The sequence below is a fragment of the Rathayibacter sp. AY1H3 genome (assembly GCF_002932015.1).
The window spans coordinates 1-15,053 of the sequence record NZ_PSUU01000025.1 but is presented as its reverse complement, the minus strand read 5'-3'; the positions used below and the strand labels follow the sequence as shown (position 1 = coordinate 15,053).

The window sequence follows — 15,053 nt, the reverse complement described above, 5'->3', positions numbered from 1 at the left end:
GCAGACCGGGCCGAGGCCCGGGCAACTCGACTACCTTAGCGGATGCCGACGCCGGAAGTGAAAACGAGCGGGCCCCGTAGACTCGCTGCGCGGAACGCGTCGGCACGGGTCGACGCGCCGTCGGCAGCTCGGGAGGCGTCAGCAGTGGATGCGCGGCAGAAGCGATCACAGGTGGCCCTGCACCGGGCCATCATCGAACTCGCGACCGGCCGCGACGTCGCCACCCTCACCGTCTCCGAGATCACCGATCTCGCCGGCGTGAACCGCTCCACCTTCTACGCCCACGCCTCGTCCGCCGCGGAGCTGCTCTGCGCCGCCCTGCAGGACGAGCTCGACGCGATCCGGGAGGGCTACCTCCAGCAGCTCCGGAGCGGTGCCGCGACCGACGCGAGCATCCGCGAGGGCACCTCCCGCGTCCTCGGCCACCTGGACGGCCACCGCGACCTCTACCTCCGCGCCTTCGACGCCCCCGGCGGGGACTCGGGCCTCCGCGCGATGCTGGCAGGGCACTTCCGCACCGCCGTCTCCGCGACGCTCGACACGGGGATCCTCGACGTCCCGGCCGCGGACGCACCGCTCGGCTTCCTCGAGGACGCGACGGCCTCGTTCCTCGCGGCGGGCTCCGTCGGCCTGATGGAGCAGTGGCTCCGTCTGCCCGCGCCCCGCGATCCCGGCAGCTACCTCGCCGCCTACCGACGGCTCCTGCCGCCGTGGTGGCCCTTCGCCACCGGCGACTGACCGGCCTCGTCGGGCGCCGCTGCGCAGACGCTCGCCGAGAGAGTCGACCGCTCGGCTCGAGGGCGGCCGCAACTCCGCAAGCCGGACCGCGCGGCTCCTCGCTCCCTCTCGAGAGAGCTGTCCCGCTCGGCCGTGACGCCTCGGCAGCAGCATCCGCCCCCTCGACTCGACGACCGCTCCTCCCGGAGACGCGGACGGCCCGCGGGAGGAGCTCCCACGGGCCGGACACGGTACGGCTGCGCTCAGCGCGCGCGCTTCTCGCGGACGCGCATGTTGACGTTCACCGGCGACCCCTGGAAGCCGTAGATCTCGCGCAGGCGGCGCGCGATGTAGCGGCGGTAGCCCGGGTCGAGGAACCCGGTCGTGAAGAGGACGAATGTCGGCGGGCGCGACGAGGCCTGCGTGCCGAAGAGCACGCGGGGCTGCTTGCCTCCGCGGAGGGGGTGCGGGTGCGCCGCGGTGAGCTCGGCGAGGAACGCGTTGAACTTGCCCGTCGGGATGCGCGTGTCCCACGACTCGAGGGCGAGCTCGAGCGCCGGCACGAGCTTCTCGAGGTGGCGGCCGGTGCGGGCCGAGATGTTGACGCGGGGCGCCCACGCCACGTGGGCGAGGTCGGTCTCGATCTCGCGCTCGAGGTAGCGGCGGCGCTCGTCGTCGAGGAGGTCCCACTTGTTGAAGGCGAGCACGAGCGCCCGGCCCGACTCCAGCACCAGGTCGATGATGCGGACGTCCTGCTCCGAGATCGGCTGCGAGACGTCGAGGACGACGACGGCGACCTCGGCCTTCTCGAGCGCGGTCGAGGTGCGCAGCGACGCGTAGAAGTCGGCGCCCTGCTGGAGGTGCACGCGGCGGCGGATGCCCGCGGTGTCGACGAAGCGCCAGACCTTGCCGGCGATCTCGACCTGCTCGTCGACCGGGTCGCGCGTGGTGCCGGCGAGCTCGTTGACGACGACCCGCTCCTCCCCCGCCGCCTTGTTGAGCAGGCTGGACTTGCCGACGTTCGGGCGGCCGAGGATCGCGACGCGGCGCGGCCCGCCGACCTCGCGCTTGGCGACGGCCGACTCCAGAGGGAGCTTCTCGAGCACCGCGTCGAGAAGGTCGGCGACGCCGCGGCCGTGGACGGCCGAGACGGGGCGGGGCTCGCCCAGGCCGAGCGACCACAGCGAGGCGGCGTTCGGCTCCTGGCGGGCGTCGTCCACCTTGTTGGCGGCGAGGAAGACCGGCTTCTTCGTCTTGCGCAGCAGCTTCACGACGTGCTCGTCGGTCGCGGTCGCGCCGACGTTCGCGTCGACGACGAAGATGACGGCGTCGGCGAGGTCGATGGCGATCTCGGCCTGCATGGCGACGGAGGCGTCGATGCCGCGGGCGTCGGGCTCCCAGCCGCCGGTGTCGACGATGGTGAACGCCCTGTCGATCCACTCCGCCTTGTAGGACACGCGGTCGCGCGTGACGCCCGGGGTGTCCTCGACGACGGCCTCGCGGCGGCCGAGGATGCGGTTCACCAGCGCGGACTTGCCGACGTTGGGGCGGCCCACGATCGCCACGACCGGGAGGGCGGGGAGGTAGCGGACCTCGTCCGAGTCCTCCCCGGCGAACTCGAGGAGGTCGAGGTCCTCCTCGTCGAGGTCGTAGTCCTCGAGTCCGCTCCGGAGCGCCTGCGCGCGTGAGGAGGCGAGCTGCTCGTCGAGGTCGCCGAGGCGCTCGACGAGGTCGTCGTCTCCGAAGTTCAGCTCGTCGTCACCGACGTGCGTGTCCTGTGCCATGACCGGCCCTTGCTCTCGAAGTTCGGACCTCGGCGACGACCGCGTCGACGGTCTGCTCGAAGTCGAGATGAGTGGAGTCGAGAAGAGTGACTCCTTCTGCGGCGTTCATGAAGTCGACCACCTGCGAGTCGGCGCGGTCCCTCGACCGCAGCGCCTGACCCGTCGCCTCGGCGGATTCCGTGGTGACCTCGCGCGAACGCCTGGCCATTCTAGCCTCTTCGCTCGCCGTCAGCAGGATCCGGACCGGAGCGGTCGGTGCGACGACCGTCGTGATGTCGCGGCCCTCGACGATGATGCCCTCCCGACGCGTCTCGCCGATGATCCTCCGGAACAGCAGTGTGATCCTCCGACGGACCTCGGGGACCTTCGCCACGGCCGAGACGCGCGCGGTCACCCGGGGCTCGCGGATGGCGGTGGTCACCTCGGTCGGACCGACCCACACCGAGTACGACTCGGGGTCGGTGCCGATGGAGTAGTCGAAGCCGTCGAGCGCGTCGACGATCGCGTCCTGGTCCTCGAAGTCGAGGCCGCGGTCGAGCCCGTGCCAGGCGAGCGCGCGGTAGGCCGCTCCCGTGTCGAGGAACTCGAAGTCGAGGCGGCGGGCGGCAGCCCTCGACACGCTGGACTTGCCGCTGCCGGCCGGGCCGTCGATGGCGACCACGACGGCCTCGCCGAAGTCGCCCTGCTCGGCGGCCTCGGAGCGCGCCTCGCGCTCGGGAGCCGCGCCCCCGTCCTCCGGGATGCTCTGCTGTGCCCGGCGGGCGGGCGTCATCCTGTTCAGGCCGCCCTCCTGCCTGTTCTGCTCGGTGCTCATCCGGCGATCCTCCAGCCGCGTATGGTCAGTTCTTCGGTCAGCGGCGCGACCGCTTCGGGCACCACCGAGATCTCGGCGAGACCCACTCGGCGCCCCTGCGCGTGCTCGAGGCGAACGTCCTCGAGATTGACGCCCGCCTCGCCGATCTCCACCAGGAGCCGCGCGAGGGTTCCGGGAGAGTCGTCGACGAGGACGATCAGGGTCGAGAAGCGCTGGTCCTGGCCGTGCTTGCCGGGCAGGCGCGCCACTCCGGCGTTGCCCGCGGCCAGGTGCTCGGCGAGCACGCGGCGCGAGCCGGGCGCCTCGAGGTCGCGGAGCGCGTCGGCGACCGCGGCGACGTCGTCGCGGAAGGCGTCGAGCACCGCGACGACGTGCTCGCGGTTCGCGGCCAGGATCTGCATCCAGAGCTCGGGGGCCGAGGCCGCCAGGCGCGAGACGTCGCGGACGCCCTGCCCGGCGAGGCGGAGCGCCGCGTTCGGGGCGTCGAGGAGGCGCTGGCCGAGCAGTGACGAGATCACCTGCGGGGCGTGCGAGACGAGGCCGACCGAGAGGTCGTGCTCCTCCGGGTCCATCTCGACGATGGTGCCGCCGAGGTCGAGAGCGAGGCCCTCCACCCTTGCGAGCGCGTCGGGCGCGGTCTCGCCGTCGCGGCAGATCACCCAGGGTCTGCCGACGAAGAGGTCTCCCCGCGCGGCGACCGGTCCGCCGCGCTCGCGGCCGGCCATCGGGTGCGAGCCGATGTAGCGGGCGAGGTCGACGCCGCGGGAGCGCAGCTCGCGCAGCGGCTGGGCCTTGATGCTCGCCACGTCGGTGACGACGGCTTCGGGGTGCGCCGCGAGCTCGCGCTCGACGACGCTCGCGGTGACGTCAGGGGGGACGCAGACGACGACGACGGAGGGCCGGTCGTCGGCGGAGGCGGCGCGGCCGGCCCCGTAGTCGATGGCGAGGGAGAGGCTCGCGGGCGAGGCGTCGTCGAGGACGACGTCGATCCCGCGGGAGGCGAGGCCGAGGCCGATGGAGGCGCCGAGCAGTCCGGAGCCGACCACCCGCACCGTCCCGGTCGTCCGCATCGCGGGCGGCGCGGGGTGCAGGAGCTCGTTCACCCCGACAGCCTAGCGATCGGCGCGGCGCTGCTTGTCGGCGCCGGACCGGCGCGGAGGACCGTCGCTCCGCCCGCCGCCGGCGGAGGAGCCGCCGCGATCGGACGACCGTCCCGCCGAGCCGCCGCGGTCGGACGACCGTCCGGACGATCCGCCGCGATCCGAGGATCGCCCGGCCGAGCCGCGCTCCGCCGGGGCGACGCGCTCGCCGCTGTCAGGCCGGGGCCGCCGCGCACCCGCGCTCGCCTTCTTCGAGGGGACCGCGGGAGCGGCCGCCACCGCCTCGCCGCCCTGCCGCGCGATCGTGAGCAGCGCGCCCAGCTCCTCCCGGGTCAGGTCGCGCAGATCGCCCGAGCGCAGGGTGCCCAGGTGCAGCGGCCCGAACTGGCGCCGGACGAGCTCGATCACCGGGTGGCCGACCGCCGCCATCATCCGGCGCACGACCCGGTTGCGACCGGAGTGCAGGGTGATCTCGACGAGCGAGGCGTTCGAGCGGCCCTCCGGCCGGCCGAGGAGACGCGCCTTGTCGGCGGCCACCGGTCCGTCGTCGAGCTCGATCCCGGAGGTCAGCGTCGCGATCGTCTGCGGGAGGACCTGCCCGTGCACCTTCGCGATGTAGGTCTTCGTCACTCCGAACGACGGGTGCGCGAGGACGTGGGCGAGCTCGCCGTCGTTGGTCAGCACGAGCAGGCCCGAGGTCTCGGCGTCGAGGCGCCCGACGTTGAACAGCCGCTCCTCGAAGTTCTTCGTGTAGAGGCTGAGGTCGGTGCGTCCGTTCTCGTCCGCCAGCGAGCTGACGACGCCGATCGGCTTGTTGAGCATGACGTAGCGGCGCGAGGTGTCCAGCTGCACCGCGACCCCGTCGACCTCGATCCGGTCGGTCGCCGGATCGATGCGGCGGCCGAGCTCGTCCGCCACCTCGCCGTTGACGCGGATCCGCCGCGCCACGATCATCTCCTCGACCACTCGTCGGGAGGCGACCCCCGCTGCCGCGAGGACCTTCTGCAGTCGTTCGCCGTCGGGGCCGCTGTCAGGCGCGCTCATCGAATCCGTCTCTTCCGTCGCTCAGTAGGGGGGAGATCTTCGGCAGCTCGTCGAGCGAGGTGAGGCCGAGGTGCACGAGCAGCTGCTCGGTGGTGCCGTAGAGGACCGCGCCCGTCTCGGGGTCGTGGCCGACCTCCGCGATGAGGCCGCGGCCGAGGAGGGTGCGCGCGACGGAGTCGACGTTGACCGCGCGGATCTGCGCGACCTGACCGCGCGAGACCGGCTGCTTGTAGGCGATCACGGCGAGCGTCTCGAGCGCCGCCTGCGAGAGCCGCGTCGGGTTCTGCGTCAGGACGAAGTCCTTGACCACCGGGTCGTACTCGCGGCGCACGTAGATCCGCCAGCCGGCACCGACCTCGCGCAGCTCGAAGCCCCGGCGGATCGCCCCGTCGGCGCCGTCGTAGTCGGCGACCAGGCGCTCGATCGACTGGCGGACCACGGCGATCGGCCTCGACAGCGCGGTCGCGAGGGAGGCGAGCGGCTGCGGCTCGTCCGCGACCATCAGGATCGCCTCGACCGCCCGGTCGATCTCGAACGCGACGGTCCCGGGGCCGGCGTCAGGAGTCATAGTCGGCTCCGAGCGCGGCGAGGCTCGCATCGCTCCACTGCTCGGCGACCCAGCGCAGCGTGAGCTCGCCGAGCGGCTCCGGCTGGTCGAACGAGATCACGGCGTGCCGGTAGAGCTCGAGCACGGCCAGGAAGCGCGCGACGATCACGCCCTTCTCGTCGGCGTCCGCGATCAGCTCGCCGAACGTGGCCCTCCCGCGGGCGCGCAGCATCGCCACGACGTGCGCGGCCTGCTCCCGGATGCTGATCTGCGGGGCGTGCAGGTGGTCCAGGCCCACCGTCGGCAGCTCGCGCGGAGCGAGGGCGACGGTCGCGAGGGCGGCGAAGTCGGCGGGCGACAGGGTCCAGACGAGCTCCGGCTTCGCGGACCGGTACTCCTCCTCCAGAGGCACGTCCCGCACGTGGCGGGCGGTCTCGATCGCGATCCGCTCGGCGAACCACGACGACACCTGCTTGAAGGCCCGGTACTGCAGGAGCCGGGCGAACAGCAGGTCTCGCGCCTCCAGCAGCGCCGCGTCCTCCGCGTCCACGAGCTCGCCCTGGGGCAGGAGTCCGGCGATCTTCAGGTCGAGGAGCGTCGCGGCGACGACGAGGAACTCCGACGCGCGGTCCAGCCCCTCGAGCGAGTCGATCCCGTGCAGGTACGAGAGGAACTCGTCCGTCACGGCGCTCAGCGCGATCTCGGTGATGTCGACCTGCTGCTTCGCGATGAGGCTCAGCAGGAGGTCGAACGGACCCTCGAAGTTGGTCAGCGCGAGGTGGAACCCGGTGGGAGCGGCGCGCTCCTCGAGGAGGACCTCAGGCGACCGCGCCACGCGAGATCAGCTCCCTGGCGAGCTTGCGGTACGCCTTCGCGGCGTTGTGCTCGGGCGCGAACTGGGTGATCGGGACGCCGGACACGCTGGCGTCCGGGAACTTCACCGTGCGGCCGATCACCGTCTCGAGCACGCTGTCGCCGAAGGCGTCGACCACCCGGTCGAGCACCTCACGCGAGTGCAGGGTGCGGGAGTCGTACATCGTGGGCAGGATGCCGTCGAGCTCGATCACCGGGTTGAGCCGGTCGCGGACCTTGTCGATCGTCTCGATCAGCAGGGCGACGCCGCGCAGCGCGAAGAACTCGCACTCGAGCGGGATGAGGACGCCGTGGCTCGCGGTGAGCGCGTTGACCGTGAGCAGACCCAGCGAGGGCTGGCAGTCGATCAGGATGACGTCGTAGTCCGCGCTCACCTTGCGGAGCACGCGAGCGAGGATCTGCTCGCGCGCGACCTCGTTGACGAGATGGACCTCGGCGGCGGAGAGGTCGATGTTGGCCGGGATGACGTCCAGGCCCGGCACGCGGGTCCTCCGGATCGCCTCGGCCGGGTCCTTCACGGTGCCGAGGAGCAGGTCGTAGATCGTGATGGCGTCGTAGGTCGTGACCCCGAGGCCGGCCGAGAGGGCGCCCTGCGGGTCGAAGTCGATGGCCAGCACGCGGCGGCCGTACTCGGCGAGGGTCGCGCCCAGGTTGATGGTCGTCGTCGTCTTGCCGACGCCGCCCTTCTGGTTGCAGAGCGAGATGATCCGAGCGGGGCCGTGACCGGTGAGCTCCACCGGCAGCGGGAAGTCGCGCAGAGGGCGGCCGGTCGGGCCGAGCGTCGGGGCTTCGAGACCGGTGAGCTCGGCCTTGTCGTCCGTCTTGCGTGTCACCTGCGTCGTCCTCGCTTCCGTGGCGGCGTGCGCTCCCGCGCGGCCTCCGACGAGTGTACCGGCGCCCCGCTCCTCGGCCGCCGCGCCCCGCCGCGCGGGGCCGCGGCTCTAGCGCCGCGCTCGCGGGTGCGCGGACGTGTAGACGTCCCGGAGCGTGTCCGCCGTCACCAGCGTGTAGATCTGCGTCGTCGCCACCGAGGCGTGCCCGAGGAGCTCCTGCACCACGCGGACGTCGGCACCGCCCGCGAGCAGGTGGGTCGCGAACGAGTGCCGGAAGGTGTGCGGCGAGATCTCCCGGTCCAGCCCGGCCTTCTCGGCGACGGCGCGGATGACCAGCCAGGCGCTCTGCCGCGACAGGCGGCTCCCGCGGACCCCCAGGAAGAGCGCCGGCGTCGCGCGCCCCCTCCGCGAGAGCTCGGGCCGCGCACGGACGAGGTACTCGTCGACCGCCTCGCGGGCGAAGCGGCCGAGCGGCACCATCCGCTGCTTGGACCCCTTGCCCGTCAGCCGCACCACCTCCGCGGCGACCACGTCGTCGACGTTCAGGTCCACCGCCTCCGAGATGCGCGCGCCCGTCGCGTAGAGCAGCTCCAGCAGGGCCCGGTCCCGCAGGTCCGCGAGCTCCTCGCCGCGCGCCGCGTCGAGCAGTGCCGCCATCTGCTCGACCGTGACCGCCTTCGGCAGGGTCATCGGGACCTTCGGCGGCATCACGTCCCGGGCAACGTCGTCCGCGACGACCCCCTCCTCGAGGGCGAAGCGGTGCAGCCCTCGGACGCTCGAGAGGATCCGTGCGCGCGAGCTCGCCGCGAGCGGCCGCTCCGGGCGTGCGGCCAGCCAGGAGGAGAACGCCCCCACGTCGACCCGGCCGAGCTGCGCCAGATCGACGGTGCCGCGCTCCTCGAGCCAGCCGAGGTAGAGCTCCAGGTCGCGCCGGTAGGCCGCGAGCGTGTGCGCCGAGAGCCCGCGCTCCACGCTCGCCTGCCGGAGGTACGCCTCGGCGCAGGCGCGGGGGCTCACCCCCGGGGGTGGCGGACCCGCGGGTGGCGCGTCCACGGCGAGGACGCGTCGCCCAGCCCGTCCCAGCCGCGCGAGCGGAACGCGTGCGCCGCGAGCACCGCGATCGTCAGCGAGGGGTTCTGCACCCGGCGGGCGAGGACCGCCTCGACCGCCTCGTCCAGCGGCACCCACCGCAGCTCCATGTCCGCCTCCTCCGCCTCGCGATCGAAGGCGGAGCCGGTGGACGAGAGCCCGCGGGCCAGGTAGATCCGGATGACCTCGTCGCTGCCGCCCGGCGAGGTGGCGAACTCCGAGAGCAGGTCCCAGCGCTCGGCCTGCAGGTCCGTCTCCTCGCCCAGCTCCCGCTGAGCGGCGACCAGGGGATCCTCGCCCTCGACGTCGAGCAGGCCGGCCGGGATCTCCCACTCGCGGGTGCGGACAGGGTGCCGGTACTGCTTGATCAGGGCGACGCGGTCCTCGTCGTCGAGGGCCAGCACGGCGACGGCTCCCGTGTGATCGAGGAACTCCCGGCGCAGCTCGCCGCCGCCGTAGCGGAACGTCTCGGCGCGGACGCCCCAGACCATCCCGTCGAAGACGCGCTCACTGGTCAGGACCTCCGGCTCGACGAGCTCGTCCGACAGCGGCTCACTCATCGGCGCCCGCCTCCGATGCCGGGAAGAGGCGCGAGGCCTCCTGGCGCTCGAGGGCGGCGGTCACGAGGCCGCGGAAGAGCGGGTGCGCGGCGTTCGGGCGCGAGCGGAGCTCCGGGTGCGCCTGCGTGCCCACGTAGTAGGGGTGCTTCTCGCGGGGCAGCTCGACGTACTCCACGAGGTGGCCGTCGGGCGAGAGGCCCGAGAACCAGAGCCCCGCCTCGGCGATCCGGTCGCGGTAGCGGTTGTTGACCTCGTAGCGGTGACGGTGGCGCTCGGCAGCCTCAGGTGCGCCGTACACCTCGGCGACGATCGAGCCCTCGGCGAGCTCGGCCGTGTAGAGGCCGAGGCGCATCGTGCCGCCCATGTCCCCGGACGCGAGGATCTCGACCTGCTCGGCCATCGTCGCGATGACGGGGAACTCCGTCTCCGGGTCGAACTCCGACGACGAGGCCCCCTCGAGGCCGGCCTCGTTGCGGGCGTACTCGATGACCATGCACTGCAGGCCGAGGCAGAGCCCGAGGGTCGGTATCCCGTTCTCCCGCGCGAAGCGCAGCGCGCCGAGCTTGCCCTCGATACCGCGGATGCCGAAGCCGCCGGGCACGCAGATGCCGTCGAGCTCGGAGAGCGCCTTGGCCGCAGCCTCGGGGTCCTCGAGCCCGTCGGAGGCGATCCAGCGGATGGCGACCTTCGTCTGCTGCGCGAAGCCGCCGGCCCGCAGAGCCTCCGTCACGGAGAGGTAGGCGTCGGGCAGGTCGATGTACTTCCCGACCAGGCCGATGGTGACCTCGTGCTTGGGCTCGTGCACGGCCTCGAGCAGTCGCGACCAGCCGTCCCAGACGACCTCGCCGGCCGGGAGGCCCAGCTGGTCGATGATGTAGGCGTCGAGGCCCTGCTCGTTGAGCATCTGCGGGATCTCGTAGATCGACGCGACGTCCTTGGCGTTGACCACGGCCTGCTCGTCGACGTCGCACATCAGCGCGATCTTGCGCTTGTTCGACTCCGACACGGGCCGGTCGCTCCGCAGCACCAGCGCGTCCGGCTGGATGCCGATCGAGCGCAGCGCCGCGACGGAGTGCTGGGTGGGCTTGGTCTTCTGCTCGCCGGAGGCGCCCATGAAGGGCACCAGCGAGACGTGCACGAAGAAGACGTTGCGGCGGCCGAGCTCGTGGCGGACCTGGCGGGCCGACTCGATGAACGGCTGGCTCTCGATGTCGCCGACGGTGCCGCCGATCTCGGTGATGATGACGTCCGGCTGCGGGTCGTCCTCCGACTGGAGGCGCATGCGCCGCTTGATCTCGTCCGTGATGTGCGGGATGACCTGGACCGTGTCGCCGAGGTACTCGCCGGCGCGCTCGCGCGCGATGACCCGCGAGTAGATCTGGCCGGTCGTGACGTTCGCGGCCTGGTTCAGGTTGATGTCGAGGAAGCGCTCGTAGTGGCCGATGTCGAGATCGGTCTCGGCGCCGTCGTCGGTCACGAAGACCTCGCCGTGCTGGAACGGGTTCATCGTCCCCGGGTCCACGTTGAGGTACGGGTCGAGCTTCTGCATGACGACGCGCAGCCCGCGCGCGGTCAGCAGGTTGCCCAGGCTCGCGGCCGTGAGTCCCTTGCCGAGCGAGGAGACGACACCGCCGGTGACGAAGATGTGCTTCGTGATCTTCGAGGGGGCGTCCTGCCCGGCCGTCGAAGCGCTCCGGGTCGAGGACCCGGAGGAGCCCTCGGGATCCGAGGGAGAAGAAGAGGAAAGGCCCGCGTTCGTAAAGTCCACCACGGGGTTCCACCGTAACAGCAGAACGGCGGCGGCGGACCGCCCGGGACGGATCGATGTCGTCCCGGGCCGCTCGCGATCAGCCCCGCCGACTCGATTCGAGGAGCTCCCGCGCATGAGCGAGAGCGTTGGCGGAATCGGTGAGCCCCGAGAGCAGGCGCGCCATCTCGGACACCCGCTCCTCGGAGTCGAGCTGCGTCACGGCGCTCGAGGTCACCGCGCCGTCCGAGCCCTTCTCGACGCGGAGGTGGTTCGTGGCGAATGCGGCGACCTGCGCGAGGTGGGTCACCACGATGACCTGCGACGTCTCGGCGAGCCGCGCGAGCCGTCGGCCGATCTCGATCGCCGCCGCTCCGCCGACCCCTGCGTCGACCTCGTCGAAGACGAACGTCGGCACGGGGTCGTTGGCGGCGACCACGACCTCGATCGCGAGCATCACCCGCGAGAGCTCGCCTCCCGAGGCTCCGCGGGCGAGGGGCCGGGGTGCGGCCCCGGTGTGCGGCTGGAGCAGCATCTCGACGGAGTCGCGCCCGTGGATGCTCGGCTCCCCCGCGGCCGTCACCTTCACGTGCAGGCGCGCATCCGCCATGGCCAGCGCGGTGAGCTCGTCGCTGACCCGCTCCCCCAGCTCGGCGGCCGCCGCGGTCCGCAGCTCGGTCAGCCGGGTCGCGAGGCGGTCGACGAGGTCCGCGTCGGCCGCGGTGTCGGCCTCGAGAGCCGCGATCCTCTCGTCGTCGCCGTCGAGCTCGAGCAGGCGGAGTCCGGAGGAGTCCACCAGGTCGAGCACGTCGTCCAGCGTCGGTCCGTAGGTGCGGGCGAGCAGAGACAGCTCCGCGCGCCGGTTCTCGATCAGCTCCAGGTCGTGCGCGCCGTCGAGGTCGAGCTCCGCCAGGTACGAGGAGAGCCCGCCGGCGGCGTCGACGAGGAGCACCGCCGCCTCGCCGAGCGTCTGGACCGTCGGCTGCAGGGCGGCGTCGTGCTCGGCCGCCCGTTCCAGCACGCGCCGCGCCGTCTCGAGGAGCCCGAGCGCGTCCCGCCCGTCCAGCTCCTCGGACGAGATCGCCTCGCGGGCCTCGCCGGCGGCGAGCCGGAGCTGCTCGATGCTCCCGAGCCGGGCGGACTGCGCCGCGAGCTCGACGTCCTCCCCGCGCTGGGGGGCGACCACCTCGATCTCGGCGAGGGCGGAGCGGAGCCGTTCGGCTTCGCGGGCGCGCGTCTCCCGGGCCTCGGTGAGCGAGTCGAGCTCCTCCCGGTTGGCCCGCCAGCGCTCGAAGGCGCTCGCGTAGTCGCGGAGGGCGTCGGCGAGACCGGGTCCGCCGAACCGGTCGAGCGCCTCGCGCTGCGCCGCGGCGGAGCGGAGGCGGATCTGGTCCGACTGCCCGTGCACGACGACCAGCTGATCGGCGAGCTCGCTCAGCACGCTGACCGGTGCGCTCCGGCCGCCGACGACGGCTCGCCCGCGTCCCTCCGCCGAGACGGACCGCGCGAGGAGCAGCTCCGGGCCGTCGAGATCGCCGCCGGCGTCGTGGACGCGCTCGGCGACCGGGCCCTCCTCGGGGACCAGCCAGCGCCCCGACACCCAGGCCTGCTTCGCTCCCGAGCGCACCGCGGACGCGTCCGAGCGCGCGCCCAGCACGAGGCCGAGCGCCGTGACCACCATCGTCTTGCCGGCGCCGGTCTCGCCGGTGACCGCGGTGAAGCCCGGTCCGAGCGGGAGCGTCGCCTCGGCGATCACTCCGAGGTCGCGGATCTGCAGCTCTTCGAGCATCGGGCCTTACTCCGTCTCCGCCGACCCCCGCCATCCGCGGATGGGGAGACCGAACTTGTGCACGAGTCGATCGGTGAAGGGGGCGTCGTGCAGGCGCGCGAAGCGCACGGGCACGGGCGAGCGACGGTAGACGACGCGCGCTCCCGGCGGCAGCTCGTAGGCGCGCCGGCCGTCGGCCCAGAGGACGCCGACGCCGTCGGTCCTCTCCTTGACCTCGACGGCGAGGCTCGACGACGGGCCCACGACGAGGGGCCGTGCGAAGAGCGCATGGGCACTGAGCGGAACGAGGAGCATCGCCTCGACGGTCGGCCACACGACGGGGCCGCCCCCGGAGAAGGCGTAAGCGGTGGAACCGGTCGGAGTGGACACGACGATGCCGTCGCAGCCGAAGCTCGACAGCGGACGTCCGTCGACGCCCACCATGACCTCGAGCATCCGCTCGCGACTGCCCTTCTCGACGGTGGCCTCGTTGAGCGCCCAGGTCTCGTAGACGACGGCCTCGTCGATCTTGACGCGCACCTGCAGTGTCATCCGCTCCTCGACCGCGTAGTCGCCGTCGAGCGCACGGGCGACGGCGTCGTCGAGATCGTCCCGCTCGCTCTCCGCGAGGAACCCGACGTGGCCGAGGTTCACGCCGAGCAGAGGGGCCGTCCCGGACCGGACGATCTCCGCCGCGCGGAGGATGGTCCCGTCCCCGCCGAGCACGAACACGAGCTCGATGGACTCGAGCGGCACGTCGGACCCGAGCACGGCGACGTCGCTCAGATCCGGAGCGACCGCGACGATGTCGCCCTTGTCGTCGGCGCAGAGGACGGGGTGGGCGCCGGAGTTCCGGAGGCGCTCGACGACGAGGACCGCCGCATCGAGGGAGTCCGTCCGTCCGGTGTGGGCGACGACGAGGATGTTGCGCTCGTCACGAGGGGACTGCATCGAGGGTGTGTCCTTCTGGTCGGTCGACAGCGGCGGACACGATCGCGTCATCCGGTGGTGAGCGCGGTGACCGCGTCCCTCCATTCTGTCGGAATCGTTCCGCGGTCGCGGTGGAGGTGCGCCAGATACTCGCGATTCCCAGCGCCCCCCGGGAGTGGCGACTCGGCCAGCCCGACGACGCCGAGCCCCAGGTCCCACGCCGACCACAGGACGTCCGAGAGGGCCTCGCGACGCAGCTCCGGATCCCGGACGATCCCCTCCCGCACTCCCAAGCGGCCGACCTCGAACTGCGGCTTCACCAGCACCACGAAGTCGGCGAGCGGATCCACGGCGGCGGCGACGGGAGGCAGAACCATCCGCAGGGAGATGAAGGACACGTCGGACACGACCAGGTCCGGGACGATCTCGGTCCTGGCGGCTTCGGCGAGCCGGGCGGCGGTGAGATCCCGCGCATTGAACCCCTCCACCACGTGGACGCGATCGTCGGACCGGATCCGGGGAGCGAGCTGCGCGTGCCCGACGTCGAGGGCGATCACCGAGGCGGCGCCGCGCTCGAGCAGGACCTGCGAGAACCCGCCCGTCGACGCCCCGACGTCGAGAGCGTTCCGGCCGGCGACTCGCACCGTCGCGAAGGTGTCGAGGGCGGCGAGCAGCTTGTGGGCGGCCCGGCTGACGTAGTGGTCGAGGCCGGCGACCGCGACGTCCTGATCGTCGCGGACGCGGATCGAGGGCTTCAGTGCAGGGACGCCGTCCACCGTCACCAGACCGTCGGCGATCATCCGAGCGGCATGGGTGCGGGACCGGGCGATGCCCCGTTCGGCGAGAGCCGAGTCGAGTCGCGAGTCTTCGGTCATCGGTCGCGGTCGGCGTTCTCGAGTCGGATGCGCAGCTGCTCCTGCAGCTGGACGTATCCGGCTGCCCTCTTGTCGAGCGCAGTCTGCTCGATCCGGAGGAGCTCGTCTGACAGGACGTGTTCCTCCACGACGTCGAAGCCGTTCTGGAGCGGCCTCGATTCCGGAGAGGGCGTCGGGTCGTGCTGAGTCATCGCTGCTCCTCGTTCCGGAGTCGGGCGACGACGGTCATCGTCGCTCCGGCCGGCCCTGTTCGTCCTCGAACAGAGACCGACCGGTTAAACAGCGATGGCCACCCATTTCTGGGTGGCCATCGTGAATGGTGTCCGGCGGTGTCCTACTCTCCCACAGGGTCCCCCCTGCAGTACCATCGGC

Annotated in this window: 14 protein-coding genes and 1 pseudogene; 1 reads left to right on the top strand and 14 read right to left on the bottom strand. The window is 72.4% G+C overall.

Features of this window, described 5'->3' with window-relative positions; all coding sequences use genetic code 11:
- Nucleotides 1–171 precede the first annotated feature (171 nt).
- Nucleotides 172–738, top strand: coding sequence for a TetR/AcrR family transcriptional regulator (locus C5C33_RS10980; protein WP_104222507.1), 567 nt, complete (start codon nucleotides 172–174; stop codon nucleotides 736–738).
- A gap of 242 nt (nucleotides 739–980) precedes the next feature.
- Here C5C33_RS10980 and der read toward each other — a convergent pair whose 3' ends face one another.
- The 14 genes and pseudogenes from der to C5C33_RS10910 all read right to left on the bottom strand — a co-directional run bounded on the left by der (nucleotide 981) and on the right by C5C33_RS10910 (nucleotide 14,872).
- Nucleotides 981–2,501 (bottom strand): ribosome biogenesis GTPase Der, encoded by a 1,521-nt coding sequence (gene der, locus C5C33_RS10975; protein WP_104222506.1) that lies wholly within the window; start codon nucleotides 2,499–2,501, stop codon nucleotides 981–983.
- The gene (gene cmk, locus C5C33_RS10970; protein WP_244230649.1) at nucleotides 2,476–3,315 is read right to left on the bottom strand and encodes a (d)CMP kinase; all 840 of its coding nucleotides are present in this window, start codon (nucleotides 3,313–3,315) and stop codon (nucleotides 2,476–2,478) included. Before cmk ends, der begins: the two co-directional genes overlap by 26 nt.
- A complete protein-coding gene (locus C5C33_RS10965) occupies nucleotides 3,312–4,385 on the bottom strand; it encodes a prephenate dehydrogenase (RefSeq protein ID WP_104261138.1) in 1,074 nt (357 codons plus the stop codon). Before C5C33_RS10965 ends, cmk begins: the two co-directional genes overlap by 4 nt.
- Nucleotides 4,386–4,688: 303 nt before the next feature.
- A pseudogene (locus C5C33_RS10960) lies at nucleotides 4,689–5,459 on the bottom strand (pseudouridine synthase); the annotation flags it as partial.
- The gene (gene scpB / locus C5C33_RS10955; protein WP_104225420.1) at nucleotides 5,446–6,027 is read right to left on the bottom strand and encodes an SMC-Scp complex subunit ScpB; all 582 of its coding nucleotides are present in this window, start codon (nucleotides 6,025–6,027) and stop codon (nucleotides 5,446–5,448) included. The gene scpB and the pseudogene C5C33_RS10960, both read right to left, overlap by 14 nt.
- Entirely contained in the window at nucleotides 6,017–6,841 is an 825-nt protein-coding gene (locus C5C33_RS10950; RefSeq protein WP_104261119.1) for a ScpA family protein, read from the bottom strand. Before C5C33_RS10950 ends, scpB begins: the two co-directional genes overlap by 11 nt.
- Nucleotides 6,825–7,712, bottom strand: coding sequence for a ParA family protein (locus tag C5C33_RS10945; protein ID WP_104222502.1), 888 nt, complete (start codon nucleotides 7,710–7,712; stop codon nucleotides 6,825–6,827). Before C5C33_RS10945 ends, C5C33_RS10950 begins: the two co-directional genes overlap by 17 nt.
- Nucleotides 7,713–7,820: 108 nt before the next feature.
- The gene (gene xerD / locus C5C33_RS10940; RefSeq protein WP_104261118.1) at nucleotides 7,821–8,729 is read right to left on the bottom strand and encodes a site-specific tyrosine recombinase XerD; all 909 of its coding nucleotides are present in this window, start codon (nucleotides 8,727–8,729) and stop codon (nucleotides 7,821–7,823) included.
- Entirely contained in the window at nucleotides 8,726–9,361 is a 636-nt protein-coding gene (locus C5C33_RS10935; protein ID WP_104250719.1) for an NUDIX hydrolase, read from the bottom strand. The genes xerD and C5C33_RS10935 overlap by 4 nt, the downstream gene beginning before the upstream one ends.
- Complete coding sequence (locus C5C33_RS10930) at nucleotides 9,354–11,018, bottom strand: CTP synthase (protein ID WP_104222604.1); 1,665 nt, start codon at nucleotides 11,016–11,018, stop codon at nucleotides 9,354–9,356. The genes C5C33_RS10935 and C5C33_RS10930 overlap by 8 nt, the downstream gene beginning before the upstream one ends.
- A gap of 190 nt (nucleotides 11,019–11,208) precedes the next feature.
- Nucleotides 11,209–12,897, bottom strand: coding sequence for a DNA repair protein RecN (gene recN, locus C5C33_RS10925; protein WP_104222499.1), 1,689 nt, complete (start codon nucleotides 12,895–12,897; stop codon nucleotides 11,209–11,211).
- A gap of 6 nt (nucleotides 12,898–12,903) precedes the next feature.
- On the bottom strand, nucleotides 12,904–13,827 hold the full coding sequence (locus C5C33_RS10920) for an NAD kinase (protein WP_104222498.1): 924 nt from the start codon (nucleotides 13,825–13,827) through the stop codon (nucleotides 12,904–12,906).
- Nucleotides 13,828–13,874: 47 nt separating this feature from the next.
- Nucleotides 13,875–14,681 (bottom strand): TlyA family RNA methyltransferase, encoded by an 807-nt coding sequence (locus C5C33_RS10915; RefSeq protein ID WP_104261117.1) that lies wholly within the window; start codon nucleotides 14,679–14,681, stop codon nucleotides 13,875–13,877.
- On the bottom strand, nucleotides 14,678–14,872 hold the full coding sequence (locus C5C33_RS10910; protein WP_104261116.1) for a hypothetical protein: 195 nt from the start codon (nucleotides 14,870–14,872) through the stop codon (nucleotides 14,678–14,680). The genes C5C33_RS10915 and C5C33_RS10910 overlap by 4 nt, the downstream gene beginning before the upstream one ends.
- Between the last annotated feature and the right edge of the window lie 181 nt (nucleotides 14,873–15,053).

Coding starts and splice junctions, on each gene's coding strand:
- C5C33_RS10920 (WP_104222498.1), bottom strand. CDS start 13,827: ATGCAGTCCCCTCGTGACGAGCGCAACATCCTCGTCGTCGCCCACACC.
- C5C33_RS10965 (WP_104261138.1), bottom strand. CDS start 4,385: ATGCGGACGACCGGGACGGTGCGGGTGGTCGGCTCCGGACTGCTCGGC.
- der (WP_104222506.1), bottom strand. CDS start 2,501: ATGGCACAGGACACGCACGTCGGTGACGACGAGCTGAACTTCGGAGAC.
- scpB (WP_104225420.1), bottom strand. CDS start 6,027: ATGACTCCTGACGCCGGCCCCGGGACCGTCGCGTTCGAGATCGACCGG.
- C5C33_RS10935 (WP_104250719.1), bottom strand. CDS start 9,361: ATGAGTGAGCCGCTGTCGGACGAGCTCGTCGAGCCGGAGGTCCTGACC.
- cmk (WP_244230649.1), bottom strand. CDS start 3,315: ATGAGCACCGAGCAGAACAGGCAGGAGGGCGGCCTGAACAGGATGACG.
- recN (WP_104222499.1), bottom strand. CDS start 12,897: ATGCTCGAAGAGCTGCAGATCCGCGACCTCGGAGTGATCGCCGAGGCG.
- C5C33_RS10915 (WP_104261117.1), bottom strand. CDS start 14,681: ATGACCGAAGACTCGCGACTCGACTCGGCTCTCGCCGAACGGGGCATC.
- C5C33_RS10910 (WP_104261116.1), bottom strand. CDS start 14,872: ATGACTCAGCACGACCCGACGCCCTCTCCGGAATCGAGGCCGCTCCAG.